The sequence below is a fragment of the Streptomyces sp. NPDC058045 genome (assembly GCF_042885635.1).
Lineage (GTDB): Bacteria > Actinomycetota > Actinomycetes > Streptomycetales > Streptomycetaceae > Streptomyces.
Genome location: NZ_JBHVRR010000004.1, coordinates 66,140 through 89,505, shown reverse-complemented (window position 1 = coordinate 89,505; position 23,366 = coordinate 66,140). Strand labels below are relative to the sequence as shown.

At 72.0% G+C, this 23,366-nt stretch carries 26 protein-coding genes and 4 tRNA genes; 6 read left to right on the top strand and 24 right to left on the bottom strand.

The window, feature by feature from the left end:
• Window positions 1-209: 209 nt before the first annotated feature.
• From nusG to ACFVST_RS04315, 3 genes are all read right to left on the bottom strand, one after another.
• Entirely contained in the window at window positions 210-1,079 is an 870-nt protein-coding gene (gene nusG / locus ACFVST_RS04325; RefSeq protein WP_390146739.1) for a transcription termination/antitermination protein NusG, read from the bottom strand.
• Between the two features lie 77 nt (window positions 1,080-1,156).
• Entirely contained in the window at window positions 1,157-1,441 is a 285-nt protein-coding gene (gene secE / locus ACFVST_RS04320) for a preprotein translocase subunit SecE (RefSeq protein ID WP_390146737.1), read from the bottom strand.
• A gap of 108 nt (window positions 1,442-1,549) precedes the next feature.
• Window positions 1,550-1,622: transfer RNA gene (locus tag ACFVST_RS04315), tRNA-Trp, on the bottom strand.
• 223 nt (window positions 1,623-1,845) lie between these two features.
• Here ACFVST_RS04315 and ACFVST_RS04310 point away from each other — a divergent pair.
• Together ACFVST_RS04310 and ACFVST_RS04305 are read left to right on the top strand one after the other, a co-directional pair.
• Window positions 1,846-3,072: a pyridoxal phosphate-dependent aminotransferase gene (locus tag ACFVST_RS04310; protein WP_390146736.1), complete on the top strand. Its 1,227-nt coding sequence runs from the start codon at window positions 1,846-1,848 to the stop codon at window positions 3,070-3,072.
• A gap of 367 nt (window positions 3,073-3,439) precedes the next feature.
• Window positions 3,440-4,462 carry an adenosine deaminase gene (locus tag ACFVST_RS04305; protein ID WP_390146734.1) on the top strand — a complete coding sequence of 341 codons (1,023 nt, stop codon included), beginning with the start codon at window positions 3,440-3,442 and terminating at the stop codon, window positions 4,460-4,462.
• 17 nt (window positions 4,463-4,479) lie between these two features.
• On the opposite strand, the gene ACFVST_RS04300 is transcribed toward ACFVST_RS04305, so the two are convergent.
• Window positions 4,480-5,076, bottom strand: coding sequence for a TetR/AcrR family transcriptional regulator (locus tag ACFVST_RS04300; protein WP_390146732.1), 597 nt, complete (start codon window positions 5,074-5,076; stop codon window positions 4,480-4,482).
• Window positions 5,077-5,216: 140 nt separating this feature from the next.
• Here ACFVST_RS04300 and ACFVST_RS04295 point away from each other — a divergent pair, with 140 nt between their 5' ends.
• Window positions 5,217-5,849, top strand: coding sequence for an NAD(P)-dependent oxidoreductase (locus ACFVST_RS04295; protein ID WP_390146730.1), 633 nt, complete (start codon window positions 5,217-5,219; stop codon window positions 5,847-5,849).
• An 18-nt stretch (window positions 5,850-5,867) separates the two neighbouring features.
• Here the strand turns inward: ACFVST_RS04295 and ACFVST_RS04290 are convergent, their stop codons facing one another.
• The 6 genes from ACFVST_RS04290 to ACFVST_RS04265 form a co-directional block, all read right to left on the bottom strand.
• Window positions 5,868-6,923, bottom strand: coding sequence for a UDP-N-acetylmuramate dehydrogenase (locus ACFVST_RS04290; protein WP_390146728.1), 1,056 nt, complete (start codon window positions 6,921-6,923; stop codon window positions 5,868-5,870).
• A gap of 59 nt (window positions 6,924-6,982) precedes the next feature.
• A complete protein-coding gene (locus tag ACFVST_RS04285; RefSeq protein WP_390146726.1) occupies window positions 6,983-7,411 on the bottom strand; it encodes a MaoC family dehydratase in 429 nt (142 codons plus the stop codon).
• A 2-nt stretch (window positions 7,412-7,413) separates the two neighbouring features.
• Complete coding sequence (locus ACFVST_RS04280) at window positions 7,414-7,866, bottom strand: MaoC family dehydratase N-terminal domain-containing protein (RefSeq protein WP_390146724.1); 453 nt, start codon at window positions 7,864-7,866, stop codon at window positions 7,414-7,416.
• A gap of 113 nt (window positions 7,867-7,979) precedes the next feature.
• Window positions 7,980-8,144 carry a 50S ribosomal protein L33 gene (gene rpmG / locus ACFVST_RS04275; RefSeq protein WP_003948671.1) on the bottom strand — a complete coding sequence of 55 codons (165 nt, stop codon included), beginning with the start codon at window positions 8,142-8,144 and terminating at the stop codon, window positions 7,980-7,982.
• Window positions 8,145-8,233: 89 nt separating this feature from the next.
• Window positions 8,234-8,306 (bottom strand) — tRNA-Met (locus tag ACFVST_RS04270).
• A gap of 51 nt (window positions 8,307-8,357) precedes the next feature.
• Window positions 8,358-8,430, bottom strand: a tRNA-Thr gene (locus ACFVST_RS04265).
• 270 nt (window positions 8,431-8,700) lie between these two features.
• Between ACFVST_RS04265 and ACFVST_RS04260 the strand changes: the two genes are divergently transcribed.
• Together ACFVST_RS04260 and ACFVST_RS04255 are read left to right on the top strand one after the other, a co-directional pair.
• The gene (locus ACFVST_RS04260; RefSeq protein WP_390146722.1) at window positions 8,701-9,954 is read left to right on the top strand and encodes an amidohydrolase family protein; all 1,254 of its coding nucleotides are present in this window, start codon (window positions 8,701-8,703) and stop codon (window positions 9,952-9,954) included.
• A 54-nt stretch (window positions 9,955-10,008) separates the two neighbouring features.
• Window positions 10,009-10,665, top strand: coding sequence for an SDR family oxidoreductase (locus ACFVST_RS04255; RefSeq protein ID WP_390146720.1), 657 nt, complete (start codon window positions 10,009-10,011; stop codon window positions 10,663-10,665).
• Between the two features lie 186 nt (window positions 10,666-10,851).
• On the opposite strand, the gene ACFVST_RS04250 is transcribed toward ACFVST_RS04255, so the two are convergent.
• Window positions 10,852-10,933, bottom strand: a tRNA-Tyr gene (locus ACFVST_RS04250).
• A gap of 206 nt (window positions 10,934-11,139) precedes the next feature.
• Between ACFVST_RS04250 and ACFVST_RS04245 the strand changes: the two genes are divergently transcribed.
• Window positions 11,140-11,628, top strand: a complete 489-nt coding sequence (locus ACFVST_RS04245; protein WP_390146718.1) for a YajQ family cyclic di-GMP-binding protein — start codon at window positions 11,140-11,142, stop codon at window positions 11,626-11,628.
• 84 nt (window positions 11,629-11,712) lie between these two features.
• Here the strand turns inward: ACFVST_RS04245 and ACFVST_RS04240 are convergent, their stop codons facing one another.
• The 13 genes from ACFVST_RS04240 to ACFVST_RS04180 form a co-directional block, all read right to left on the bottom strand.
• On the bottom strand, window positions 11,713-11,985 hold the full coding sequence (locus tag ACFVST_RS04240) for a GlsB/YeaQ/YmgE family stress response membrane protein (protein ID WP_390146716.1): 273 nt from the start codon (window positions 11,983-11,985) through the stop codon (window positions 11,713-11,715).
• Window positions 11,986-12,211: 226 nt separating this feature from the next.
• Entirely contained in the window at window positions 12,212-12,604 is a 393-nt protein-coding gene (locus ACFVST_RS04235; RefSeq protein WP_390146714.1) for a YccF domain-containing protein, read from the bottom strand.
• Window positions 12,601-13,464 (bottom strand): zinc metalloprotease HtpX, encoded by an 864-nt coding sequence (htpX, locus tag ACFVST_RS04230; protein WP_390146712.1) that lies wholly within the window; start codon window positions 13,462-13,464, stop codon window positions 12,601-12,603. The genes ACFVST_RS04235 and htpX overlap by 4 nt, the downstream gene beginning before the upstream one ends.
• 182 nt (window positions 13,465-13,646) lie before the next feature.
• Window positions 13,647-15,191: an NADH-quinone oxidoreductase subunit N gene (locus ACFVST_RS04225; RefSeq protein WP_390146711.1), complete on the bottom strand. Its 1,545-nt coding sequence runs from the start codon at window positions 15,189-15,191 to the stop codon at window positions 13,647-13,649.
• The gene (locus ACFVST_RS04220) at window positions 15,188-16,792 is read right to left on the bottom strand and encodes a NuoM family protein (protein WP_390146709.1); all 1,605 of its coding nucleotides are present in this window, start codon (window positions 16,790-16,792) and stop codon (window positions 15,188-15,190) included. The genes ACFVST_RS04225 and ACFVST_RS04220 overlap by 4 nt, the downstream gene beginning before the upstream one ends.
• A gap of 6 nt (window positions 16,793-16,798) precedes the next feature.
• Window positions 16,799-18,793 carry an NADH-quinone oxidoreductase subunit L gene (locus ACFVST_RS04215; protein ID WP_390146707.1) on the bottom strand — a complete coding sequence of 665 codons (1,995 nt, stop codon included), beginning with the start codon at window positions 18,791-18,793 and terminating at the stop codon, window positions 16,799-16,801.
• Complete coding sequence (gene nuoK, locus ACFVST_RS04210) at window positions 18,790-19,170, bottom strand: NADH-quinone oxidoreductase subunit NuoK (protein WP_390146705.1); 381 nt, start codon at window positions 19,168-19,170, stop codon at window positions 18,790-18,792. Before nuoK ends, ACFVST_RS04215 begins: the two co-directional genes overlap by 4 nt.
• Entirely contained in the window at window positions 19,170-19,784 is a 615-nt protein-coding gene (locus ACFVST_RS04205; protein ID WP_390146703.1) for an NADH-quinone oxidoreductase subunit J, read from the bottom strand. The genes nuoK and ACFVST_RS04205 overlap by 1 nt, the downstream gene beginning before the upstream one ends.
• Window positions 19,781-20,365 (bottom strand): NuoI/complex I 23 kDa subunit family protein, encoded by a 585-nt coding sequence (locus ACFVST_RS04200; protein ID WP_390146701.1) that lies wholly within the window; start codon window positions 20,363-20,365, stop codon window positions 19,781-19,783. The genes ACFVST_RS04205 and ACFVST_RS04200 overlap by 4 nt, the downstream gene beginning before the upstream one ends.
• A complete protein-coding gene (locus ACFVST_RS04195) occupies window positions 20,365-21,333 on the bottom strand; it encodes an NADH-quinone oxidoreductase subunit H (RefSeq protein ID WP_390146699.1) in 969 nt (322 codons plus the stop codon). The genes ACFVST_RS04200 and ACFVST_RS04195 overlap by 1 nt, the downstream gene beginning before the upstream one ends.
• The gene (locus ACFVST_RS04190; RefSeq protein WP_390146697.1) at window positions 21,330-22,313 is read right to left on the bottom strand and encodes an NADH-quinone oxidoreductase subunit C; all 984 of its coding nucleotides are present in this window, start codon (window positions 22,311-22,313) and stop codon (window positions 21,330-21,332) included. Before ACFVST_RS04190 ends, ACFVST_RS04195 begins: the two co-directional genes overlap by 4 nt.
• Window positions 22,310-22,954 (bottom strand): NADH-quinone oxidoreductase subunit B, encoded by a 645-nt coding sequence (locus ACFVST_RS04185; protein WP_390146695.1) that lies wholly within the window; start codon window positions 22,952-22,954, stop codon window positions 22,310-22,312. Before ACFVST_RS04185 ends, ACFVST_RS04190 begins: the two co-directional genes overlap by 4 nt.
• Window positions 22,945-23,364, bottom strand: a complete 420-nt coding sequence (locus tag ACFVST_RS04180) for an NADH-quinone oxidoreductase subunit A (protein ID WP_390146693.1) — start codon at window positions 23,362-23,364, stop codon at window positions 22,945-22,947. The genes ACFVST_RS04185 and ACFVST_RS04180 overlap by 10 nt, the downstream gene beginning before the upstream one ends.
• Window positions 23,365-23,366: the final 2 nt, after the last annotated feature.

Sequence of the window (23,366 nt, the reverse complement as noted above, 5' to 3'; positions counted from 1 at the left end):
TTTCGGTCATCAGGTGAGACCTGTGCCATACCCGAAGGGTTGTGGCGCGGGCGGCGATTCATTCCCACGAGTGATCCGGACGTACCCGGATCGACCCCGTACGCCACCGGTCGCCGCGGTGAACAGCCGCCCGTGCACGGCCCGTTGAACGCGCCGGCCCCCGTCCCGCGGAGTGCGGGACGGGGGCCGGCGACAGGCCGCGGGGGCCGTCAGTTCTTCTGGATCTGGTCGAAGCTCAGCTCGACCGGGGTCTCGCGGCCGAAGATCTCGACCAGGCCCTTGACCTTCTTCGAGTCGGCGTTGATCTCGTTGATGGTGGCCTGGAGGGTGGCGAACGGGCCGTCGGTGACGGTGACCGAGTCCCCCACCTCGAAGTCCAGGACCTGGACCTCGACCTTGCGCTGCGGCGCCGGCTTGCCCTCGGCCTCGGCGGCCTCGCGGGCGGCCTTCTCCTCCGCCTCCGGGGCGAGCATCTTGACGATCTCGTCCAGGGTCAGCGGGTACGGGTCGTAGGCGTTGCCGACGAAGCCGGTGACACCGGGAGTGTTGCGGACGACGCCCCAGGACTCGTTCGTCAGGTCCATGCGGACGAGCACATAGCCGGGCAGCTTGTTCTGCCGGACGTTCTTGCGCTCGCCGTTCTTGATCTGGACGATCTCTTCCTCGGGGACCTCGGCCTGGTAGATGAACTCCTCGACGTTCAGCGAGACGGCGCGCTGCTCCAGGTTGGCCTTCACGCGCTTCTCGTAGCCCGCGTAGGTGTGGATCACGTACCACTCGCCGGGAAGGGTGCGGAGCTCCTCGCGAAGGGCGGCGACCGGGTCGACCGGCTCGGCCTCCACCTCGGCTTCCGCCTCCGTGCCGGCGGCCTCCGCGTCCTCGTCGGACTCGGCGGCCGCCTCGTCGGACTCGGTGTGCACCGCGGCCTCTTCGGCAGCCTCGCCCGCGGCGGCCTCGGCAGCTTCGGCCTGGTCCGGGTCCTCCGCGTCCGCCGCCTCGACGATTTCGAGCTCGTCCTCAGCGGACTCGAAGCCCGCACTCGCAGACTGCGCGGCGTCGTTCAGGTTCGGGTCAGACACTGTGGCTGCTTCTTCCTGGTTACTTGGGGTGGAACACGCGAATAGGGGCGCCGGTACGGCGCCCTTCGCTCTTCGGCTCAGCCGAACACGTACTTGGCGACATGGTTCAGACCGTAGTCCATCACGGTCACCAGGCCGATCATGATGACGACGAAGACGATCACCACGGTTGCATAGGTGGTGAGTTGGTTTCGGGTCGGCCAGACGACCTTGCGGAGCTCCGCGATCACCTGGCGGTAGAAGAGCGCGAGCCGGCCGAAGGGGCCCTTCTTGCCGCGCTTTCCGCCCTTCCGGGCCTTCTTGGACTCCGGTGCCTCGCCATCGGCGTCAGGCTTGTCGATGGAGCCCACGGCGTCCGTCACTCGTCCTCACCTGATTCCCGGGTCGTGGCCGTGCCGCGCCCGGTGGAGCCGCACGGCGGTGCATTGCAGTACGTACATGCGCACACATCCTGGCGAAGGTGTGTGTAGCAGGGCCGGAGGGACTTGAACCCCCAACCGCTGGTTTTGGAGACCAGTGCTCTACCAATTGAGCTACGACCCTTTGACGTCCCCCAACGTACCCCATCCGGTCGGGTGCGTAAGGTGCCCCGATCGGGAGGCCGCCGAAGGCCAACGAGGTGTGAGTGTACGTGGTCCGCGCGCCGACGTCGAACAGAAAGCACCGACCGGTGACCGCACATACCTTCGTACCGGGGTCACCGGGCCGCGTCCGGTTGGTGAAACCCTTGTGCCCGGGGGCTTTCGGGTCTGGAACGATGGGGTGCATGAGCGCTGCAACCCCTCCCACCGAGCGCCGGGTCTCCGCCCGGGTCGGTGCGATCTCCGAGTCCGCGACCCTCGCCGTCGACGCCAAGGCCAAGGCCCTCAAGGCCGCCGGGCGACCGGTGATCGGCTTCGGTGCGGGCGAACCCGACTTCCCCACCCCGGACTACATCGTCGAGGCCGCGATCGAGGCCTGCCGCAATCCGAAGTTCCACCGCTACACGCCGGCCGGCGGTCTGCCCGAGCTCAAGGCCGCGATCGCCGCGAAGACGCTGCGGGACTCCGGCTACGAGGTCGACCCGGCCCAGGTCCTCGTCACCAACGGCGGCAAGCAGGCCATCTACGAGGCGTTCGCCGCGATCCTCGACCCGGGCGACGAGGTCATCGTGCCCGCCCCGTACTGGACGACGTACCCGGAGTCGATCCGGCTGGCCGGCGGTGTGCCGGTGGAGGTCGTCGCCGACGAGACCACGGGGTACCGGGTCTCGGTGGAGCAGTTGGAGGCGGCGCGCACCGAGCGCACCAAGGTCGTCCTCTTCGTCTCGCCGTCCAACCCGACGGGCGCGGTGTACAGCCGCGAGGACACCGAGGCGATCGGCCGGTGGGCGCTGGAGCACGGGCTGTGGGTGCTGACCGACGAGATCTACGAGCACCTGGTGTACGGCGACGCGGAGTTCACCTCGCTCCCGGCCGTCCTGCCGGAGCTGCGGGACAAGTGCATCGTCGTCAACGGTGTCGCGAAGACCTATGCGATGACCGGCTGGCGGGTGGGCTGGGTGATCGGTCCGAACGACGTGGTGAAGGCCGCGGCCAACCTCCAGTCGCACGCTACCTCGAACGTGGCGAACGTCTCGCAGGCCGCCGCGCTGGCCGCCGTCTCCGGAGGTCTGGAGGCCGTGGCGAAGATGCGGGAGGCCTTCGACCGGCGGCGGCGCACCATCGTGCGGATGCTGAGCGAGATCGACGGCGTGGTCTGCCCGGAGCCGGAGGGCGCCTTCTACGCCTACCCGTCGGTGAAGGGGCTGCTGGGCAAGGAGATCCGAGGGAAGCGGCCACGGAGTTCGGTGGAGCTGGCGGCGCTGATCCTGGAGGAGGCCGAGGTCGCGGTCGTCCCTGGCGAGGCCTTCGGTACCCCCGGCTATCTGCGGCTGTCGTACGCGCTGGGTGACGAGGACCTGGTCGAGGGTGTCTCGCGGATCCAGAAGCTGCTGGCCGAGGCGCGCGACTGACCGCACGCCACCGGCTCGGACGGGGCCCCCCCCCCCCCGGAACCCCGGGCGGGGGCGGCCCCCGCCCCGGGGGGGGCCCCACCCCGAAAGGCGCCGAACGGGGCGGGAACTGGACGGGGTCGTGGGGGTCTCGCGTACCCAGAAGCTGGGGGCCGCGGCGCGCGAGTGACCGCCCGCCCCGGGCTCGGCCGGGCCGCCCCCGCCACGGATCCCCGTGCCGGAGGCGGCCCGTCCGCGTGTGCGGCCCCTCTCCGTAAGGGCTCGTACGGGGACGGAACGGGCAGGGGTGCGGGAATCCTGTTCGGGCGGGACCACCAAAGGGGGGCGCGACTTTTCGACGGGGTGCCCGGTGCGGCACGATCTGCGGATGGAGCGCGTAGCAAGAGACCTGAGTGAGCTGCCCAAAGCCCATCTGCACCTGCATTTCACCGGGTCGATGCGGCCCACCACCCTGCTGGAGCTGGCCGACAAGTACGGGGTGCGGCTGCCGGACGCGCTGACCGCCGGGGAGCCGCCCAAGCTGCGGGCCACCGATGAGCGCGGCTGGTTCCGCTTCCAGCGCCTGTACGACGCGGCGCGGTCCTGCCTGCGCGAGCCGGACGACATCCGGCGGCTGGTGCGCGAGGCCGCCGAGGAGGACGTACGGGACGGTTCGGGGTGGCTGGAGATCCAGGTCGACCCGACCTCGTACGCGCCGCGGCTGGGCGGGCTGATCCCGGCGCTGGAGATCATCCTGGACTCGGTGGAGAGCACGGCGCGGGAGACCGGGCTCGGGATGCGGGTGCTGGTGGCGGCGAACCGGATGAAGCATCCGCTGGACGCCCGCACCCTGGCCCGGCTCGCGGTGCGCTTCGCGGAGCGCGGGGTGGTCGGGTTCGGGCTGTCCAACGACGAACGCCGCGGTCTGGCAAGGGACTTCGACCGGGCCTTCACCATCGCCCGGGACGGCGGGCTGCTGGCCGCCCCGCACGGCGGCGAGCTGGCGGGTCCGTCCTCGGTACGGGACTGCCTGGACGACCTGGGGGCGACCCGGGTCGGCCACGGGGTGCGGGCGGCGGAGGACCCGCGGCTGCTGCGGACCCTCGCCGAGCGGCAGGTGACCTGCGAGGTCTGCCCCGCCTCCAATGTGGCGCTCGGCGTCTACGAGAAGCCGGAGGACGTCCCGCTGCGCACCCTCTACGAGGCGGGTGTGCCGATGGCGCTGGGCGCGGACGACCCGCTGCTCTTCGGCTCCCGGCTGGCCGCCCAGTACGAGATCGCGCGGCAGCACCACGGCTTCAGCGATGCCGAACTGGCCGAGCTGGCACGGCAGTCCATCCGCGGCTCGGCCGCCCCGGCGCCGGTGCGGGAGAAGCTGCTGGCTGGGGTGGACGACTGGCTGCGGGACTGATCCGGGCGGCCCGCGGCTCAGCCGATCCCGGCGAGCAGGGTGCGGGCCAGCCCGGTGGCGAAGGTGTCCAGGTCCTGCGGGGGGCGGCCGGACTCGGTCATGTCGTAGGCGAAGGCGCGTTGGGCGCAGGCGCCGAGGAGCAGGGAGGCGGCGGCGTAGGTGTCGGCCCCGGGGCGGAGGCGGCCGGCCTTCCGCTCGGCCCGCAGATAGCCGTCGAGCTGCTCGATGGGCAGGTGGGGGCCGCTGCCCAGGGCGCGCAGGGCCTCCTCGTGGCGCTTCTTGAGCTGGGTCTCGGCGTAGAGGGAGGCGGCGATCGGGAAGCTCTCCTCGTAGAAGAGGGTGGCGCGGCGGGCGATCTCGGTGAGGTTGTCCTCGACGGGGCGCACCTCGGGCCGGGCGATCAGCTCGTCCAGCAGCGGTGAGAGGCGGGGCAGGCGCTCCTTGAGGACGCTGATGAACAGCTCCTCCTTGCTGCTGAAGTGCTTGTACAGGGCCGCCTCCGAGCAGCCGGCGGCCCTGGCGATCTCCTTGGTGGTGGCGCGGGCGAGGCCGACGGTCCGCATCAGCTCGTGGGCTGCGTCGAGGATGCGCGGCCGGGCGGATTGCTGCCGCAAGGTTCTCCTCCTGAAGGGCGTGGGGGCGGTGGCGTGCCTTGACGTGGGGGTGAGTGTCCACTCACTCTAGTGGGGAGAGAGGTGAGTGGACACTCACCCACCTTGGCGCTCTACCACCCACCCCGGGAAGGGATGCCGTCATGAAGCTGACCGTCTTCGGAGCCACCGGCGGGATCGGCCGGGAGGTGGTCCGGCAGGCGCTGGCCGCCGGGCACGAGGTGACCGCCGTGGTCCGGGACCCGGCGCGGCTCACGGTCACCGGGGACCGCCTGGAGGTGTTCCGCTCCGACCTCGCCGACGCCGAGACGCTGCGGCCCGCGGTCGCCGGACGGGACGCGGTGCTCTCCGGCCTCGGCCCCCGCAGCCGCAAGGACGCGGGCGTCGTCACCCCGCTGACCCGCACCGTGCTGGACGCCATGCGGGCCGAGGGCGTACGGAGGCTGCTGGTGGTCTCCGCGAGCCCCGTGGGCGCGCCCGCCCCGGACGACCCGCTGCTGGACCGCGCCGCCCGCCGCGTCATCAGCGCCGTACTGCGGGACGTCTACGCCGACCTGGCCGCGATGGAACGCCTGCTGGCCGAGAGCGGCACCGACTGGACGGCGGTACGCCCGCCGCGGCTCACCGACGGGCAGCCGACCGGGTCCTACCGGACGGTGGTGGGCGGCGCCCCCCGCGGCGGCAGGTCCATCGCCCGCGCCGATGTGGCGCACGCGATGCTGGCCCTGGTCGACGACCCGGCCGCGGTACGGCAGGGCGTGGGCGTGGCCGACTGAGCCCCGCCGGAGCCCGGTTCAGAGCGAACAGCCCACCGTCACCGGCTCGTTGACCAGGGTCACCCCGAAGGCGTCCCGCACTCCGGCCACCACCTCTCGGGCGAGGGCGAGCAGGTCCTCGGTGCGGGCGGCGCCGCGGTTGGTCAGGGCCAGGGTGTGCTTGGTGGAGATCCGGGCCGGCCCCTCGCCGTAGCCCTTGGTGAATCCGGCCCGGTCGATCAGCCAGGCCGCGGAGGTCTTGGTACGGCCCTCGCCGACCGGCCAGGCGGGCGGAGCCGCGTCGGGGCCCAGGCGGTGTACGGCGCGCTCGCGGAAGGCGGCGAACTCCTCGTCGGGCAGGATCGGGTTGGTGAAGAAGGAGCCGGCGGACCAGGTGTCGTGGTCCTCCGGGTCCAGCACCATGCCCTTCCCGGCACGGAGTTTGAGCACCGTCTCCCGGGCCCGCTCCAGCGGCACCCGCTCCCCCGGCTCCACCCCCAGCACCCGGGCCGTCTCCGCGTACCGGATCGGGGCGGAGAGGCCGTCGGCGTCCTCCAGGCGGAAGCGGACCCGGAGCACCACGAAGCGGTCCGGCTCGGCCTTGAAGCGGCTGTCGCGGTAGGCGAAGGCGCACTCGGCGCGGCTGAGGGTGACGGTCTCGCCGTTGCGCCGGTCGTAGGCGAGTACCTCGGTGAGGGTGGCGGCGACCTCCTGGCCGTAGGCGCCGACGTTCTGCACCGGGGTGGCGCCCGCCGAGCCGGGGATGCCGGCCAGGCACTCCACCCCGGCCAGGCCCTGCTCCACGGTGCGGGCCACGGCGTCCGTCCACACCTCGCCCGCGGCCAACTCCACGGTGCTGCCGTCGATCTCGACCCCGCGGGTGGCGATCCGCAGCGCGGTGCCCGGGAAGCCGTCGTCGCCGATGACCAGATTGCTGCCGCCGCCGATGAGCAGCAGCCCGGTACCGGCGGCGTCGGCGGCGCGGACCGCCTCCACCACCTCGGCGTCGGTGGTGGCGGTCAGCAGCCGGTGCGCGGGGCCGCCGAGCCGGAAGGTGGTCAGCGGGGCCAGGGGGGCGTCGTGGAGTTCCAGCACGCGAGCAAGCGTACGCGGCCGCGGGGGCGGTGCCGCCGGGGCCGCGTGGGGTGGTGTGCTCAGGACAGTTGGACGACGGCCCGGGACATGCCGAGGACCTTCTGCCCGGCGCTGGTGGCGAGGAGGTCGACGCGGACCCGCTTGTCGTCCAGCTTCACCGCGACCTTCCCACTGACCTCGATCACGGCGCCCTGCCCGTCGTCGGGCACCACGACCGGCTTGGTGAAGCGGACGCCGTACTCGACGACGGCGGCCGGGTCGCCCACCCAGTCGGTGACCACCCGGATCGCCTCCGCCATGGTGAACATGCCGTGCGCGATCACATCCGGCAGTCCGACCTCCCGGGCGAAGCGCTCGTTCCAGTGGATCGGGTTGAAGTCGCCGGACGCGCCCGCGTACCGCACCAGGGTGTCGCGGGTCACCAGGAAGGAGGCGGCGGGGAGTTCGGTGCCGACCTCGACCTCGTCGTAGCCGATCTTCGCGGTCATGGTCAGGCCTCCTCTGCGGCGCGGGACACCAGCTTGGTCCAGGACGTCACCACGAGCTCGCCGTCCGCGTCGTGGACATCGCCGCGGATGTCCAGGATGTCGTTGCCGGCCATGGACTTGATGCCCTCGATGGTCGAGGACACGGTGAGCAGATCGCCGGCGCGCACCGGGCGGCGGTAGGCGAACTTCTGATCGCCGTGCACCACCCGGCTGTAGTCCAGGCCGAGTTGGGGATCCTGGACGACCTGGCCGGCGGCGGCGAAGGTGATCGAGAAGACGAAGGTGGGCGGCGCGATCACATCCGGATGCCCGAGCGCGCCCGCCGCCTCCCGGTCCGTGTAGGCCGGGTTGGTGTCACCGACGGCGGCGGCGAACTCGCGGATCTTCTCCCGGCCGACCTCGTACGGGGCGGTGGGCGGATAGGACCGCCCCACGAAGGACTGGTCGAGCGCCATGGGCCGGAACCTCCTGGTGTGCGGACATGCTGGTCTGCGGTGCGGACATGGTGCAGCCGCAAAACGAACACGAGGCCGCCCCCGGTGGGGACGGCCTCGCAGTCGAGCCTTGGTTATCGCGTCTCGCGGTGCGCGGTGTGCGCGTTGCAACGCGGGCAGTGCTTCTTCATCTCAAGGCGATCCGGGTTGTTACGCCGGTTCTTCTTGGTGATGTAGTTCCGCTCCTTGCACTCCACGCAGGCCAGCGTGATCTTCGGGCGGACGTCGGTGGCAGCCACGTGAGTGCTCCTTGACGAACGGATTGATGGTATGAACGCAGAAAAGAGTAGCCGATCGAAGGACCGACCCCGCAATCGGCTACTGACAGTAGCGGTGACCGGACTTGAACCGGTGACACAGCGATTATGAGCCGCTTGCTCTACCGACTGAGCTACACCGCTGCGATGCGATTCGGACCCTCACCCGGAGGCGAGGGAGACGATTCACATCAGAGCCCCAAAACGGAATCGAACCGTTGACCTTCTCCTTACCATGGAGACGCTCTGCCGACTGAGCTATTGGGGCGAGCGAGAAAGACATTACACGGTGGTCCGCCGTTCGCCCAAATCCGTTTTCGCGCCGCGCGACCCCCCGCACCCCACCGTCCCCACCAGTACGACTATTGCGTCCGTGGGTGCATCCTCCGCTCGGCCGGACAGCGACCACCCTAGGCTCTGGACCACGCTGCGTGACCTCGCCGACCGGCCGCCGGACCGGCCACCACCGACCGCCGCACCCGCCGCCGAGCGGACCGCGCCACCCGGACCGCAGCCGCCCCCGACCCAGAGGAGCGCGATGCCCGACAGCCAGCCGCAGCCGCCGCACTCCTCCGGCTCGGCGGGCCGCCGCCCGTCCGGCGACGGCACCGCCCTGCTGCTCAGCGGCGCCCGGCTGACCGACGGCCGCACCGTCGACGTCCGCGTACAGGACGGCCGCATCCAGGCCGTCGGCACCCAGGGCAGCCTCGGCACCGCGCCCTGCACCACCCGCGTCGACCTCACCGGCTACCTGCTGCTCCCCGCCCCCGCCGAACCCCACGCCCACAGCGACACCGCGCTCTCCGCCGACTCCGACGGCCCCGTCGACCTCGACCCGCAGGACGTACAGCGCCGCGCCACCGAGGCCGCCCTGCTCCAACTCGGCCACGGCGCAACGGCGTTGCGCACCCATGTACGGATCGGCGACATGCAGGGACTCGGGCCGCTGGAAGCCGTGCTCCAGGCCCGCCGCGCCCTGCACGGCCTCGCCGAACTCACGGTGGTGGCGGTGCCGCGGCTGCTGACCGGTGCGGCCGGCGCGGACGGTCTCGCGCTGCTGCGGGACGCGGTGAAGATGGGCGCCGGCGTCATCGGCGGCTGCCCCGACACCGACCCGGACCCGGCCGGCTATGTGGAGGCCGTGACGGAGATCGCGGCCGAGTACGGCTGCCCCGTCGACCTGCACACCGACGGGGCCGATCCGGCACGGCTCGCCCGGCTCGCGGCGATGACCGGCGGGCTGCGGCCGGGCGTCGCCCTCGGCCCCTGCGGCGGGCTGGCCCGGCTGCCGGAGACCGCCGCCGGCCACGCCGCGGAACGACTGGCCGCGTCCGGAGTCACCGTGGTCTGCCTGCCGCAGGGCAACTGCGGCTCGATCGACGGCCACGGCACCGCCCCGGTACGGCTGCTCAGATCGGCCGGCGTACCGATCGCCGCGGGCAGCGGCTCCCTGCGCGACGTGTCCAACCCGGCCGGCCGCGGCGACCCGCTGGAGGCCGCCTATCTCCTGGCCTCCCGCGAGGGCCTGCCGCCCGCCGAGGCGTACGCCGCGATCAGCGCCACCGCACGCGCCGCGCTGGGCCTGCCCGAGATCCGCGTCGAGGCCGGCTTCCCCGCGGAACTCCTCGCGGTACGCGGGGAACGCCTCTCCGGAGTGCTCTCCCTCGCGTACAGCCGGATCGTGGTCCACCGCGGCCGCATCGTCGCCCGCACCAGCGCGGTACGCGAGTACTGCGACTCGGCCGCCATCGCCGTCCTCGACCTGCCCCGCCAAGGGCGCTCGGGCGGTTAGCTCCGGCCGACGGCAGTCCGGCGCGGGCGCGCGGCCCGGCGTACCGTCGGAGGTATGCGCATTGTCATCGCTGGAGGTCATGGTCAGATCGCGCTGCGGCTTGAGCGGCTGCTCGCCGCGCGCGGCGACGAGGTCGCGGGCTTCATCCGCCGGTCGGAACAGGCGGGCGATCTGCTCGCCGCGGGCGCCGAGCCCGTGGTGTGCGACCTGGAGTCCGCCTCGGTGGAGGAGGTCGCGGGGCATCTGCCGGGTGCGGACGCCGTCGTGTTCGCCGCCGGCGCGGGCCCCGGCAGCGGCAGCTCCCGCAAGGACACGGTGGACCGCGGCGCGGCCGTACTCCTCGCCGACGCGGCGGAACGCGCGGGCGTGCGCCGCTATGTGATGGTGTCCGCGATGGGCGCCGCCCCGCGGCACCCCGGCGACGAGGTCTTCGACATCTACCTCCGCGCCAAGGGCGAGGCCGACGACTCGATCCGCGCCCGCCCCGGCCTGGACTGGACGATCCTCCGCCCCGGAATGCTCACCAACGACGCCGGCACCGGCCTGGTCCGCCTGGAGGCCTCCACCGGCCGCGGCCCGGTCCCCCGCGACGACGTCGCCGCAGTCCTCGCCGAACTCACCGACTCCCCCGCCACGGCCGGCCTCACCCTCGAACTCATCAGCGGCCACTCCCCCGTCTCCGTCGCGGTAAAGGCCATCGCCGGCAACTGACCGGCCTCTCCCGCGGACTGACAGACCCTCCCACCAACCGCTCGCCGGGCGGCACTTGGGGCTCAGGACGGTGCCCTCACGACCTGAAACCGCGGGTCGGCGGGGCTGCTGCTCCCCGACCCCACGCAACAAGAAACCCCCTCCCACCCGCACAGAAGCACAGGTCGGAGGGGGTCTCCCTCAGCGTGGCGGCGCCAGGATTCGAACCTGGGAAGGCTGAGCCGGCAGATTTACAGTCTGCTCCCTTTGGCCGCTCGGGCACACCGCCGGGGGTGCTGCCTGGGGGCTCCGCTGGGCGGGGCTCCGTGGCAACGACGTAAACGATACCTGATGCGCAGGGGTGCTTCGCCACCCGGTTGATCTCGTGATCGCAGTGGTGCGGAGGGCTGGCTAGGCTTGCGGGAGCGGCCCGGGTTGATCGGTCGCGACCGTGCATCCAGACAGCCAGCACCCCGATTCAAGGAGCCACAGGACATGGCCGACTCCAGTTTCGACATCGTCTCGAAGGTCGAGCGGCAGGAGGTCGACAACGCGCTCAACCAGGCCGCCAAGGAGATCTCGCAGCGCTACGACTTCAAGAACATCGGCGCTTCGATCGCCTGGTCCGGCGAGAAGATCCTCATGCAGGCCAACTCCGAGGAGCGTGTGAAGGCGATCCTCGACGTCTTCCAGTCCAAGCTGGTCAAGCGCGGCATCTCGCTGAAGTCGCTGGACACGGGTGAGCCCCAACTGTCCGGCAAGGAGTACAAGTTGTTCGCCTCCATCGAGGAGGGCATCTCGCAGGAGAACGCCAAGAAGGTCGCCAAGATCATCCGCGATGAGGGGCCCAAGGGTGTCAAGGCGCAGGTGCAGGGCGAGGAGCTGCGGGTCACCTCGAAGAGCCGGGACGACCTCCAGTCGGTGATCGCGCTGCTCAAGGGCAGGGACTTCGACTTCGCGCTGCAGTTCGTCAACTACCGGTAGGCCTGACCGGGTCGCGTACGCCGACGCCCGGCTCAACCGCCTTGTGCAGAGGGGCGGTTGAGCCGGGCGTCGGGGTGTGTGCGGTCAGCGGTGGCTGCGCGAGTTGCCGAAGAATATGCGGTAGAGGATCAGCAGTACGAGGGCTCCGCCGATCGCGGAGACCCAGGTGGCGAGGTCGAAGAAGTCCTTGCTGATGGGCTTGTCGAGGAACTTCGCGGAGATCCAGCCGCCGAGGAAGGCGCCCACGATGCCGATGACGGTGGTGCCGACCAGGCCGCCCGGGTCCCGGCCTGGTAGCAGGATTTTGGCGATGACACCGGCCAGTAGTCCGAGGATGATCCAACCGATGATTCCCATGCCGGGGACCTGCCTTTCCCAAACTTCCGTGTGACGTGCGATGTGTGTCGCGGCGGAGCCTACCGTCGCGGCACGGGCAGGCTCCTGCCGCCCTTGCCGGGATGCTGCTACCCCGCGTGCCGGGGATGTCATGCGTCGCCGGAAAGGACGCCACCGGGCGGCGCACGGTTCAGTGTGAGCTTTGCCGCACCGGGTGCGGCGGCCGGTGCCTCGGTCGGCCGGTGTCTCAGTGGACGGCGAACGGCTGGTCGGTACGGACGATTTCGCGGCCCAGGGGCATCAACGACACAGGGATCAGCTTGAAGTTGGCGATGCCGAGGGGGATGCCGATGATGGTGACGCACTGCGCGATGCCGGTGGTGATGTGGGCGAGGGCGAGCCACCAGCCGGCCAGGACCAGCCACAGCACGTTCCCGACGAGGGAGGGGGCGCCCGCCTCGGGCCGGTCCACGGTGGTGTGGCCGAAGGGCCAGAGCGCGTAGACGCCGATACGGAAAGCCGCGATGCCGAACGGGATGCCGATGATGGTGATGCAGAGCAGCACCCCGGCGAGGAGATAGGCGAGGAAAAGCCAGAAGCCGCTGAGGACGAGCCAGACGAGATTGAGGATGGTCTTCATCGCTGCGGTCCTGCCATCTGTTCGAGCCTGGCGATACGTTCCGCCATGGGTGGATGTGTGGAGAAGATCTTGGACAACCCCTGGCCGGGCCGGAACGGGTTGGCGATCATCATATGGCTGGCGGTCTCCAGCCGGGGCTCGGGCGGCAGTGGGAGCTGCCTGGTCCCTGATTCCAGCTTACGCAGCGCGCTGGCGAGGGCCAGCGGGTCACCGGTGAGCTGCGCGCCCGAGGCGTCGGCCTGGTACTCGCGGGAGCGGCTGACGGCGAGCTGGATGATGCTGGCGGCGAGCGGGCCGAGCAGCATGATCAGCAGCATCCCGACGATGCCGGGGCCCTCGTCGTTGTCGGAGCGGCCGATGGGGATCAGCCAGGCGAAGTTCACCAGGAACATGACGACCGAGGCGAGGGCGCCGGCGACGGAGGAGATCAGGATGTCCCGGTTGTAGACATGGCTCAGCTCATGGCCGATGACGCCGCGCAGCTCCCGTTCGTCGAGGATGCGCAGGATGCCCTCGGTGCAGCAGACCGCGGCGTTGCGGGGGTTTCGGCCGGTGGCGAAGGCGTTGGGGGCCTCGGTGGGTGAGATGTAGAGCCGGGGCATGGGCTGGCGGGCCTGGGTGGAGAGCTCGCGCACCATGCGGTACAGGCCGGGGGCCTCGAACTCGCTGACCGGGCGGGCACGCATCGCCCGCAGGGCCAGCTTGTCGCTGTTCCAGTAGGCGTAGGCGTTGGTGCCGATGGCGACGAGCAGCGCCACGACGAGGCCGGTGCGTCCGAAGAAACTGCCGATCAGCAGGATCAGTGCGGAGAGGACGCCGAGGAGTACGGCGGTTTTCAGCCCGTTGTACCGGCGGTGCACAGTCGCCCTCCTGGTGCTTCTGTGGGGAACCAGGGTGGTTCCTGCGTGATGCTCCGTGGTGCTCCACTGCTCCAGTGGACCCTCCCGTACTGGTCAACGCCAGGCGGGGGGCTGTGGTTCCCCGGTGTCGGAGGGGTGGGTGGGCCGCCTGGGTGACGGGCCGTCGGGAGGGCGGACGGCCGTCAGAAGAGGCCGGTGGCGGCGAAGCGGAGGACGAGCTGGGGGGCGCCGGAGAGGACGAGGCCGAGGAGGGCGGTCAGGGCGAGCGCGGCGGCGAGCGGCACCGGGACGGCGGCGGCCGCACCGTCAGCCGGGGTGCCCGGCGCCGCCGCCGGGGCCGGGGCGCGGAAGAGGAGGGCGGTCCAGCGGAGGTAGTAGTAGAGGGCGATGACGACGTTCACCGCCATCACCACGGCGAGCCAGCCGAGGCCCGCGTCGACGACCGCCGAGAAGACGGTGACCTTGGCGAAGAGGCCGATGACACCCGGGGGCAGGCCGGCCAGGCAGAGCAGGAAGAAGCCCAGGAGGAGGGCGGTGACGGGGCGGTTCGCGGTGAGTCCGCGGTAGTCGTCGATGCGGTTGGCGGGCCGGGTGCGGGCGATCAGGGCGGCCACCGCGAAGGCGCCCAGATTGACCGCGGCGTACATCAGCGCATAGGCGAGCGTGGCCCCGACTGCGTGCTGGGCGGCGGTCGCGGAGTCGGTGTACGCGGCGGCGGCGACCGGTACCAGCAGGTAGCCGGCCTGGCCGACGGAGGACCAGGCGAGCAGCCGGACCGCGCTGAGCCGCCGGTCGGACCGCTGGCGCAGGGCGGCGGCGTTGCCCACGGTCATGGTGAGCGCGGCCAGTACCGCGAGGGCGGGGCCCCACACGTGGGCGTACGAGGGGAAGCCGAGGACGGTGATCACGATGATGCCGGAGAAGCCCACGGCCTTGCCGACCACGGAGAGGTAGGCGGCGATGGGCAGCGGGGCGCCGACGTAGGTGTCGGGCACCCAGAAGTGGAAGGGCACCGCGGCCGTCTTGAAGGCGAAGCCGACGAGGGTGAGGACGACGCCGGTGCGGGCCAGGGTGGCGAGTTGTCCGTCGGTGTGCGTCAGGCCTTCGGCGATGCGGCTCAGATGGAGGCTGCCGGTCGTGGCGTAGACGAAGCTGGCGCCGAGGAGGGTGACGGCGGTGGCGGTGACGGAGGAGAGGAAGAACTTGAGCGCCGCCTCGGCGGAGCGCCGCTCTCCGCGCTTCAGGCCGACCAGCGCGAACGCGGGCAGCGAGGCCACCTCCAGGGCGACGACGAGGGTGGCGAGGTCGCGGGCGGCGGGCAGCAGGGCGGCGCCGGCCGCGGAGGACAGCAGCAGAAACCAGAACTCGCCCTCCGGCATGGTGCCGCGGGCGTCGCGCAGGGCGGTGATGGAGAGCAGCGCGGCGAGCAACGCGCCGCCGAGCACGAGGAGTTGGACGACGAGCGCGAACCGGTCGGCGGTGTAGCTGCACACCTCGGGCTGGCCGGTGAGGCAGAAGGTGGACCGGGTACGGCCGGTCAGCGGGAGCAGGCTGAGCAGGGCGAGTGCCAGGCAACCGACGGAGATCCAGCCGAGGACGGGTTTGCGGGGCGCTTCGAGGAAGAGGTCGCCGACGAGTATGCCGAGGGCCGCGAGGGCGGTGATCAGGGGTGGGGCGAGGGCGAGCCAGTCGACGGACTGGACGAGGCCGGCGGCCGACTCGGTCACTGGGGGCCTCCTGCGAACAACTGCTGCACGGCCGGATCGGTCAGGCCCAGCAGCGCGGCGGGCCAGAGTCCGGCGAGGACGGTGAGGACGACCAGCGGGGTCCAGGCGGCGAACTCGTAGCCGTGGACGTCGGGCAGCGGGGCCCGGGGCTGGGGGTCGGGGGTGCCGGTGCCGGCCTCGGGGTGGAGGGCGCCCATGCACACCCTGCGGACCACGACCAGCAGATAGCCGGCGGTCAGCAGGGTGCCGAAGGCGGCCACCGACATGAAGGTGAGGAAGGCGGGCCGGCTGAGGTCGTGGGCGGGGCGGAACGCGCCGAACATGGTGAGCATCTCCCCCCAGAACCCGGCGAGTCCGGGCAGTCCGAGGGAGGCCACGGCGGCGAAGGCGATCAGGCCGCCGAGGCGGGGGGCGCGGCCGTAGAGGGCGGCGCCGGTCTGTTGCGCCAGGGTGTCCAGATCGGTGGTCCCGGTGCGGTCCTTGAGGGCGCCGACCAGGAAGAACAGCAGGCCGGTGATGAGGCCGTGGGCGATGTTGGCGAAGAGCGCGCCGTTGACGCCGGTGGGGCTGAGGGTGGCGATGCCGAGCAGCACGAAGCCCATATGGCCGACGGAGGAGTACGCGATGAGGCGTTTCAGGTCGCCCCGGGCGCCGCGCCGGGCGAGGGCGAGGCAGGCGAGGGAGCCGTAGACGATGCCGGTGACGGCGAAGGCGCCGAGGTAGGGGGCGAAGGTGTGCATTCCGTCGGGGGTGGCCGGGAGCAGGATCCGGACGAAGCCGTAGGTGCCCATCTTCAGCAGGACGCCGGCGAGGAGGACGGAGCCGACGGTGGGGGCGGCGGTGTGCGCGTCCGGCAGCCAACTGTGCAGCGGCCACATCGGGGCCTTCACGGCGAGCCCGAGTCCGACCGCGAGAACGGCGATGACCTGCACGGATGTGGAGAGGGAGCGGCCGTTGTCAGTGGCGAGTGCCACCATGTCGAACGTGCCCGCCCTGAGACCGATCAGGAGCAGGCCCAGCAGCATGACCACGGAGCCGAGCAGGGTGTACAGGATGAAGCGCCAGGCCGCGGCCTGCCGTCCGGCGCCGCCCCAGTTGGCGATGAGGAAGTACATCGGGATGAGCACCGTCTCGAAGGCCAGGAAGAAGAGCACCAGGTCCAGCACGGCGAAGGAGGCCAGGGTGCCGCATTCGAGGAGGAGCAGCAGGGCGACGAAGGCCTTCGGGGACGGGCCTTCGGGGAGCTTGAAGTAGCTGTAGAGGGCGCAGAGGAAGGTGAGCAGCGCGGTGAGGACGAGGAGGGGGAGCGAGATGCCGTCGATGCCGAGGTGGATGCGGATGTCCAGGGCCGCGATCCAGCTGAGGTCGGTGCTGGCCTGCATCGTCGCGGGCCTGTCGTGGTCGAAGCCGAGGGCGAGCAGGATCACCGCGGCGAGCACCACACCGGTGACGGTGACGCCGTGGCGCAGTACGGCCTGGTCGGGGTCGCGGCCGCGCAGACCGGGGGGTGCGGGCAGCAGGGCGGCGGCCGCGCCGAGCAGCGGGGCGAGCACCGTGAACACCAGCAGGTACTGCATCACGGGCGCACTGATATCGATCACGGCTGCTCACGCTCCGGCGGTGGCGACGAGGACTACGGCGACGGCCAGTACGACGGTCCCGGCGAGCAGCGCGCCGAGATAGGTCTGCACATTGCCGGTCTGGGCACGACGGGCGGCCGTGCCGAGCCCGCGGGGGACGGCGCCCGCGCCGCGTACATAGGTCTCGATGACCTCGCGGTCCAGGAAGCGGACGAGGGAGGCGGCGGCCAGTACGGGGCGGACGAAGGCGGTGGTGTAGAGGGCGTCCAGGTGGAAGCCGGCGGCGGCGTGCCGGTGCAGCGGGCCGAGCAGCAGCCGGCCGGGGTCGGCCGGGTCGGGCGCGGAGGCCGGGTCGCCGTAGGCCGGGGTGTGGCTGACCAGTGCCTCGATCTCGACGTGGGAGGCGTCCGCGTCGGGGTGGGCGGCGACGGCGCCGAGCGGGACCCGGGCGGTGAGCGCCGTGGTGTGCCGCCAGGCGCCGTAGGTGACGAGGCCGCCGACGAGGGCGACGCCGGTACCGAGGACGGAGGTGGTGAGGGTCGGGGTGAGCGCGTTGCCGTCGAACCAGTCGGGCAGGGTGCGCACGGTGAGTCCGAAGGCGAGGGAGGGGACGGCGAGGAGCCAGAGGACGGCGGTCATCGTCACCGGCTGCCGGCCGTGGTCGGGGGCCTCGATGCCGCTGCCGCGGAAGGCGAGCAGCCAGAGGCGGGTGGCGTAGGCGGCGGTGAGGAGGGCGGTGACGAGGCCGGCGACGAGCACGATCCAGCCGACCGCGCCCGGGATGCCGTGCTGGCCGCCGGTGGCGGTGTGCTCGGCGGCGCCCAGGACGGCCTCTTTGGAGAAGAAGCCGCTGAACGGCGGGATCGCGGCGAGCGCGAGCAGGGCCACGGTCATCGTCCAGTAGGCGTCGGGGACGCGGTCGCGGAGGTTCCTCATCCGGGACATGGCGGCCAGCGAGTTGGTGCCGGCGGCGTGGATGACGACGCCGGCGGCGAGGAAGAGCAGGGCCTTGAACGCGCCGTGGGCGAGGAGGTGGAAGACGGCGGCGCCGCGGTCGCCGACGGCCAAGGCGCCCGTCATATAGCCGAGTTGGCCGATGGTCGAGTAGGCGAGGACGCGCTTGATGTCGTCCTGGGCGAGTGCGGCGAGCGCGGAGCCGGTCATGGTGACGGCGGCGAGCACGGCGAGGACGACCAGGGCGGCGGCGGAGGCGGTGAAGACGGGGAGGAGCCGGGCGATGAAGTAGACACCGGCGGCGACCATGGTCGCGGCGTGGATGAGGGCGGAGACCGGGGTGGGGCCGGCCATCGCGTCGGGCAGCCAGGTGTGCAGCGGGAACTGCGCCGACTTCCCGGCGACGCCCGCGAGCAGCAGCAGCGCGATCAGCGTCGGGTGGTCCAGCCCGCCGGTGGCGACGGAGCCGAGGATGCGGGTGATGCGGAACGACCCGGTGTCCCCGGCGAGCGTGAACAGCCCGATCAGGAAGGGGACATCGCCGAGCTTGGTGACGAGGAACGCCTTCAGTGAGGCGGCGCGCGCCTCGGGCGTCTCCCAGTAGTGCCCGACGAGGAAGTACGAGCAGATGCCCATGATCTCCCAGCCGACGAGCAGCACCATCAGATCGCCGGTGTAGACGACGAGCAGCATCGCGGCGGTGAAGAGGGAGACCAGCGCGGCGTACGAGGAGTAGCGGGGGTCCTCGCGCAGATAGCCGGTGGAGTAGAGCTGGACGCAGCTTGCGACGACGGTGACGAGGACGGCGACCAGGGCGGCGAAGCCGTCGATGTGCAGGGCCAGGTCGATGGGGACGGAGCCGGTGGGGGTGAGGCGGGTGGCGGCGTCGATGGCGGGCCCGCCGCCCTGCCGCGCCGCGAGGAGTACCGCGAGTACGGCGGAGAGCAGGGTGGGCAGCAGGGCGACGGGGCGGGCGAAGCCGGGGGCGGCGCGGCCGAGCAGCAGTCCGGCGAGGGCGCCGAGGGCGGGCAGCAGCGGGACGAGTACGGCGAGGGTGGTGGTGGTCACGCGGCGGCCTCTGTCTGCCCCGCCGGGGAGGGGGCTTCGGTGTCGTCGTCGGTGGCGCCGGTGCCGGGGCCGTGCTCGGCGGTGTCGCGGAGCCGGTCCACGTCGGAGGTGCCGCGGCCGCGGTGGACCATCAGCACGATGGCCAGGCCGATACCGATCTCGGCGGCGGCGATGGCGATGGTGAACAGCGTGAGGGCCTGGCCGGAGTGGAGGCGGTCGCGCAGCCATACGTCGAAGGCGACCAGGTTGAGGTTGACGGCGTTGAGCATCAGCTCGACGGACATCAGCACCAGGATCGCGTTGCGGCGGGCCAGCACTCCGTAGACGCCGACGCTGAAGAGGAGGACGGAGAGCACGGCGGGGTAGGCGAGGTGCATCAGCGCGGCTCCTTCGGTGCGGCGGCGGGCGGGCCGTCGCGTCCCTCGGTGTCCGCGTCCGGGGCCGGGGTGCGGCGGGAGAGGACGATCGCGCCGACGAGCGCGGCGAGCAGCAGTACGGAGAGCGCCTCGAAGGGCAGCACCCAGTGCCGGAACAGGCTGGCTCCGGTGACCGCGGTGGACCCGGCGACCGGCCCCTCCAGGTCGATCCAGGTGGCCCGGAAGGCGTCCACCACCACCCACACCAGGGCGGTGGCCGCGGCCCCGGCGACGGTGACGGCGGCCCAGCGGTGCTCGGAGTCGGCGTCCGGGGAGCGGCCGATGGGCGCCCGGGTCAGCATCAGCCCGAACAGCAGCAGGACGACGACCGAGCCGACGTAGATGAGGACCTGCACCCAGGCGATGAACTCGGCGGTGAGCAGCAGGTATTCGACGGCGACGCCGCCGAGTGCCACCACCAGCCAGAGGGCGGCGTGCACCAGTTGGCGGGTGGTGACGGTGACGACGGCGGCGGCGAGGGTGGCCAGGCCGACGAGGACGAAGGTGACCTCCACGCCGGTCGGGGACAGGAAGCCGTGGGTCTGGAGGCCGTGGGTCTGCGCGGCGACGATCACTCCGCTCCCTCCCCGCCCCGGTCGCCCGGTTCGGGCGCTTCCGCCGCCTCGGCCGCGGCGAGCTTGTCGGCGGTCTTGCGGGCGGCGGCGAGTTCCTTGGGCTCCTCGGCGGCGGCGTCGAGTGCGGGCGGCGGCGGCACCGTCCACATCCACTCCCGCAGTTTGTCCCGCTCATGGGTGAGGTCCCGGATGTCGGTCTCCGCGTACTCGAACTCGGGGGACCAGAAGAGCGCGTCGAAGGGGCAGACCTCGATGCAGATGCCGCAGTACATGCAGAGCGCGAAGTCGATGGCGAAGCGGTCCAGGACGTTGCGGCTGCGTTCGCGGCCGCCGGGGGCGGCCGGGGGGACCGTCTCTTTGTGGGAGTCGATGTAGATGCACCAGTCGGGGCACTCGCGGGCGCACAACATGCAGACCGTGCAGTTCTCGTCGAACAGCGCGATCACCCCGCGGCTGCGCGGCGGGAGTTCGGGGAGCGTGTCCGGGTACTGCGCGGTGACGGTCTTCCGCGTCATGGTGCGCAGGGTGACGGCGAGCCCCTTGGCCAGGCCGCTGCCGGGGAAGCCGGATCCGGGGGCCATTACTGGATCACCACCTTGACGACGCCGGTGAGGGCGATCTGGGCGAGGGCGAGCGGTACGAGGACCGTCCAGGACAGGCGCTGCAACTGGTCCTCGCGCAGCCGGGGATAGGTCACCCGGAGCCAGATCACCACGAAGGCGAGCACTGCGGTCTTCAGCAGCGTCCACACCCAGCCGAGCCCGTCCGCACCCCACGGCCCGTGCCAGCCGCCGAGGAAGAGGACCGTGGTCAGACCGGAGAGGACGACGATGCCCGCGTACTCGGCGAGCAGGAAGAGCGCGAAGCGCAGCCCGGTGTACTCGGTGTACGCGCCGAAGATGATCTCCGAGTCGGCCACCGGCATGTCGAACGGCGGGCGTTGCAGCTCGGCGAGCCCCGCGGTGAAGAAGACGAGGGCGCCGATGATCTGCCAGGGCAGCCACCACCAGTGGAAGGCGTCGAGGATGCCGGGCAGCGAGACGGTGCCGGCGGCCATCGCCACGGAGGCGGCGGCCAGCAGCATCGGCAGCTCGTAGGAGAGGAGTTGGGCGGCGGTGCGCAGGCCGCCGAGGAGGGAGAACTTGTTGGCCGAGGCCCAGCCCGCCATCAGCGAGCCGAGGACGCCGACGCCCATCACGGCCAGCACGAAGAAGATCCCGGCGTCGACCACCTGCCCCACCGCGCCCTCGCCGGGGCCGATCGGCACGACGAGCAGCACCAGGACGTAGGGGATGAGGGCGACGGCGGGCGCCAACTGGAAGACGCGGCGGTCGGCGTCGGCCGGGACCACGTCCTCCTTCTGCGCGAACTTCACGCCGTCCGCGACGAGTTGGGCCCAGCCGTGGAAACCGCCCGCGTACATGGGGCCGAGCCGGCCCTGCATATGAGCCATCACCTTGTGCTCGGTCTGCCCCACCACCAGGGGCAGCACCAGGAAGGCGGCGAACACGACCAGCAGCCGCAGTACGACGTCGAGCGTGCCGCTCACTCACTGCCTCCTGGGGACTCGTCCTTGCCGGACTCCTCCGTGCCGGGGGCCGGTTCGCCCTCGGGCGGGGCCGGTTGTTCGTCGAAGGCGGGGCGGGCGTGGTGCCAGGGGGCGTCGCCGCTCTCGGGCTTCGGGGCACCGGGCTCGGGGGCCGGGGCGCCCTCGGACCGTTGGGAGGCGGAACCACCGGACGCGCTCCGGGACCGCCTCGGCCGCGCGGCCGCCGTACCGGAGCCGGCCGTACCGGACGAGTCGCCCCCGCCCTCCGAACTGCCCGCCGGCTCCGGCCCGTTGGCGCGCTGGGCGGCCGAGCCCTCCGCGGAGGTGCGGGTGCGCCGCGCGGGCCGCTCGCCCGTGCCGCCGCCGGCTCCCGCCGCCCGGCCCGCGCCACGGGCAGGACGGGACGGAGCCGGGGGCAGGGTGCCCTTGAGAGGGCCCCACTCGTTCGGGTCGGGTACGCCCGGGGGGAGCATCTGGCGCCGCTTGGGGCCGCCGTGCTCGGACTCGCCGGGCTCCTTCGCGCCCGGCCAGGCCTTGACGACGCGGGCGGCGAGCACGAAGTCCTTGCGCAGCGGGTGGCCTTCGAAGCCGTCCGGCAGCAGCAGCGGCTCCAGGTGCGGGTGGTCCTCGAAGCCGACGCCGAACATCTCGTGGGTCTCGCGCTCATGCCAGGCGGCGCCCGCGTACACACCGACCGCGGACGGCAGTACGGGCGCCTCGTGCGGCACCGTGGTCCGCAGCAGCAGCCGCCGTACCGGGTGGAGGGCGACCAGGTGGGCGCAGACCCGGAAGCCGGTGCCGGGCTCGTCGACGGCGCTCAGCCAGTCGAAGTAGGTGCAGCCGAGTCCGGTGCGGGCGGTGGTGAGCGCGGTGAGCCAGGCGCCGGGCGGTACGTCCACGGTGAGCAGCCCGTAGGACTCCTCGGCCGTGGCGTCCGCGCCGAACAGCTCCTCGACGGGTGCGGTCAGCCAGCCGGTCACCGCTCCCCCTCCCCCGGCGCGGAGCCCGGCGCGGGCGGTTTCACCAGCGGGCTCTGGAGGGCCGCGGCGGACGGCCGGGCGGAGCGGCCGTAGCGGTCGGCGAGGGACTCGCGGGCGATCTTCTCCTGGAGGGTGAGGATGCCCTGGAGCAGCGCCTCGGGCCGCGGCGGGCAGCCCGGTACATACACATCGACGGGGACGACCTGGTCGACGCCCTTGGTGACGGAGTACGAATCCCAGTACGGGCCGCCGCAGTTGGAGCAGGCGCCGAAGGAGATGACGTACTTGGGCTCGGGCATCTGCTCGTAGAGGCGGCGGATGGCGGGGGCCATCTTGTCGGTGACGGTGCCGGAGACCACCATCAGGTCGGCCTGGCGGGGGCCGGGCGCGAAGGGGATCACGCCGAGCCGGATGAAGTCGTGGCGCGCCATGGAGGCGGCGATGAACTCGATGGCGCAGCAGGCGAGTCCGAAGTTGAAGACCCAGAGGCTGTAGCGGCGGCCCCAGTTGAGGACGACCTTCATGGGCTGGGGGGCGAGGCGGCCGAGGATGCCGAGGCGGTCCCCGGCGCCCGCGACGGGGGGCGCGGCCGGGTCGGGGAGGTCCACCGGGGCGCGGTCGGCGGTGGGGTTCACGTCCATGTCAGGACGCCCTTCTTCCAGGCGTAGAGGAGGCCGACGGTGAGGAACCCGAGGAAGACGAACATCTCGACCAGGGTGGTGGCGCCGAAGCCGGGTGCGGCGAAGACCGTGGCCCAGGGGAAGAGGAAGATCGAGTCCACGGCGAAGATCACATAGAGGAAGGCGTAGACGTAGTAGCGGACCTGGGTGTGGGCCCAGCCCTCGCCGACCGGGTCGACGCCGCACTCGTAGGTGAGGAGTTTCTCGGGGGTCGGCGCGACGGGCCGCAGCAGCCGTCCGGCGCCGAAGGCGACGGCGACGAAGAGGACGCCCACCACGGCGAGCAGCCCGACGACGGAGTAGGACCTGAAGTAGTCCGTGTGGTCCGCCGCGAGCACGGTCGCCCCGGCGACCGCGGTCGGTTCCGGCACGT